A 2764-nucleotide genomic window follows, 5' to 3' on the forward strand; every position below is an offset into this window, starting at 1 on the left:
CCCACTTCCCCACTTCCCCACTTCCCCACTTCCCCACTTCCCCACTTCCCCACTTCCCCACTTCCCCATCCCCCCACTTCCCACTCCCCGATTTCCCCAAGGTAACAAAACCAGATATTCTACTAAATAGTCGCCTATCACACCAGCCTGATCTCGTGGTCGTCCAATGCAGTTTGCCAAGATATTAATCGCCAATCGCGGGGAAATCGCCTTAAGAATCCTTCATAGTTGCGAAGAATTGGGCATTAGAACCGTTGCCGTCCACTCTACCATCGATCGCCATGCCCTTCATGTTCAATTGGCCGATGAGAGTGTTTGTATTGGTCCGCCTCCGAGCAGCAAAAGTTACTTAAACATCCCTAATATCATCTCGGCTGCCCTAACACGCAACGCCACGGCCATCCATCCTGGTTACGGTTTTTTGGCAGAAAACGCCCGCTTTGCCGAAATTTGTGCCGATCATCAGTTAACTTTTATCGGTCCGTCTCCCAGTGCTATTCTGGCTATGGGCGATAAATCTACCGCTAAAAAAACCATGCAAAAAGCGGGAGTTGCCACTATCCCCGGCAGTGGTGGTTTAATTACCTCGGAAGCGGAAGCAAAGCGTATCGCTGATGACATCGGTTATCCTGTCCTGATTAAAGCCACTGCTGGCGGTGGAGGGCGTGGGATGCGTCTTGTCAAGAGTGCAGATGAACTAGGTGATATGTTAAAAGCCGCCCAAGGCGAAGCAGAAGCGGCTTTTGGCAATTCGGGAGTATATCTAGAAAAATTTATCGAATGTCCCCGACATATCGAGTTTCAGATTTTGGCCGATAGTCACGGTAACGTAATCCATTTAGGAGAAAGAGACTGTTCGATTCAGCGACGACACCAAAAACTGCTAGAAGAGGCACCTAGCCCCTTCTTAACGCCCCATTTACGCTCAAAAATGGGTAATGCCGCCGTTAAAGCCGCTAAATCGATTAATTACGTCGGGGTGGGAACCGTGGAATTTTTAGTCGATAAACACGGTAATTTTTACTTCATGGAAATGAACACCCGTATTCAGGTGGAACACCCGGTCACGGAGATGATCACGGGGATGGACCTGATCCGAGAACAAATTCGGGTGGCACAGGGCGAAAAACTGCAAATTAAGCAAGATCAGGTGATATTTAGAGGGCATTCGATCGAGTGTCGCATTAATGCCGAGGATCCCGATCACAATTTTCGTCCTCACCCCGGCAAAATTAGCGGTTATCTGCCCCCCGGTGGCCCTGGTGTCCGCATGGATTCCCACGTTTACACCGATTACGAAATCCCCCCCTATTACGATTCCCTAATCGGTAAGTTAATTGTCTGGGGAGAAAATCGCGAAACTGCCATTAAACGCATGAAACGCGCCCTACGGGAATGTGCGATCACGGGAGTACCGACGACTATTGATTTCCATCGTAAAATACTGGAAACTCCCGCCTTTTTAGCTGGAGATGTTTACACTAATTTCATCCAGGAACATCTCTTGCCCTAGCGCGTTACCATAAATTTTAGACGAGAGTAGGTTGGGGATAATAATGACAGTAAGTGGGTGGGTGGAATTAAATATAAGATGAACGTAGGTTGGGTTGAAGCATGAAACCCAACCCCCGCTCATGTTACGCTACCGCTAACCCATCCTACAAATAATTGTGCCTCCCTACTAGGGCGTTACCATGAATTTTAGACGAGAGTAGGTTGGGGATAATAATGACAGTAGAAGTTAAATTTAACTCGTTTCAACTCAACGATGAACAGTTTTTTCAACTTTGTCAGGATAACCGAGATTTACGTTTGGAACGCAACGCGAAAGGAGATTTAATTATTATGCCACCGACTGGAGGAGAAACCAGCAATTCTAACGCTGGAATCACTGCCCAATTATGGTTATGGAATAACCTAAATAAATTAGGTGTGGTTTTTGATTCTTCTGGAGGATTTAAACTACCTAACGGGGCCGATCGCTCTCCCGATGCTGCTTGGATACCTTTAGAAAAATGGCAAGCTTTAACCCCACAACAAAAGGAAAGATTTTTACCTCTATCTCCCGATTTTGTCATTGAATTAATGTCTCCTAGTGATAGCCTAGAAACTGCTAGGAAAAAAATGCAGGAATATTTAGATAACGGGACTCGTTTAGGTTGGTTAATCAATAGAAAAACTAGAGAAGTAGAAATTTATCGTCAAGGACAGGCAGTAGAAATTTTAACTAATCCAGAGAGTTTATCGGGGGAAAATATTTTATCTCAATTTGTCTTAGAACTTGATAATATTTGGTAATTATATAATCCTATAAATATAAAAGAGAATCTATGATGACAGTAGTAGAAATTAAATTTGAATCTTGGCAACTCAGCGATGAACAATTCTTTCAACTGTGTCAGGATAACCGAGATTTACGTTTGGAACGCAACGCGAAAGGAGATTTAATTATTATGCCACCGACGGGGGGAAAAACGGGCAATAGTAACGGTAGAATCACCCAACAATTATTTAATTGGTCAGATAACAATGGTACGGGTATCGCTTTTGATTCCTCCACAGGATTTAAACTCCCGAATGGGGCCGATCGCTCTCCCGATGCTGCTTGGATACCTTTAGAAAAATGGCTCTTCGTTACCCTTTATGCTAAATCAACATACAAGATGCCAAGATAACATACTTCTAACCCAAAAATTCCGAAAGTTTCTAAAGCCATAGCCTCTCCGTTTTATTAGTTTAAGTTTATTGTTGATTCCCTCGACCA

General features: G+C 44.3%; 3 protein-coding genes and 1 pseudogene. 3 read left to right on the plus strand and 1 reads right to left on the minus strand.

Annotation, left to right across the window (positions count from 1 at the left end):
* The first annotated feature begins 166 nt into the window (after positions 1-166).
* The 3 genes and pseudogenes from accC to IM509_RS09960 form a co-directional block, all read left to right on the plus strand.
* Complete coding sequence (accC, locus tag IM509_RS09950) at positions 167-1513, plus strand: acetyl-CoA carboxylase biotin carboxylase subunit (RefSeq protein ID WP_052278020.1); 1347 nt, start codon at positions 167-169, stop codon at positions 1511-1513.
* 215 nt (positions 1514-1728) lie between these two features.
* Complete coding sequence (locus tag IM509_RS09955) at positions 1729-2298, plus strand: Uma2 family endonuclease (protein ID WP_052278019.1); 570 nt, start codon at positions 1729-1731, stop codon at positions 2296-2298.
* Positions 2299-2330: 32 nt separating this feature from the next.
* Positions 2331-2660, plus strand: a pseudogene (locus IM509_RS09960) (Uma2 family endonuclease); the annotation flags it as partial.
* Here the strand turns inward: IM509_RS09960 and IM509_RS09965 are convergent.
* A partial coding sequence (locus tag IM509_RS09965) for a transposase (RefSeq protein WP_071784045.1) occupies positions 2652-2764 on the minus strand: 113 nt, incomplete at its 5' end. The pseudogene IM509_RS09960 and the gene IM509_RS09965 sit on opposite strands and share 9 nt — an antisense overlap.

The organism is Microcystis sp. M31BS1, from assembly GCF_020245285.1.
Classification (GTDB): Bacteria; Cyanobacteriota; Cyanobacteriia; order Cyanobacteriales; family Microcystaceae; genus Microcystis; species Microcystis panniformis.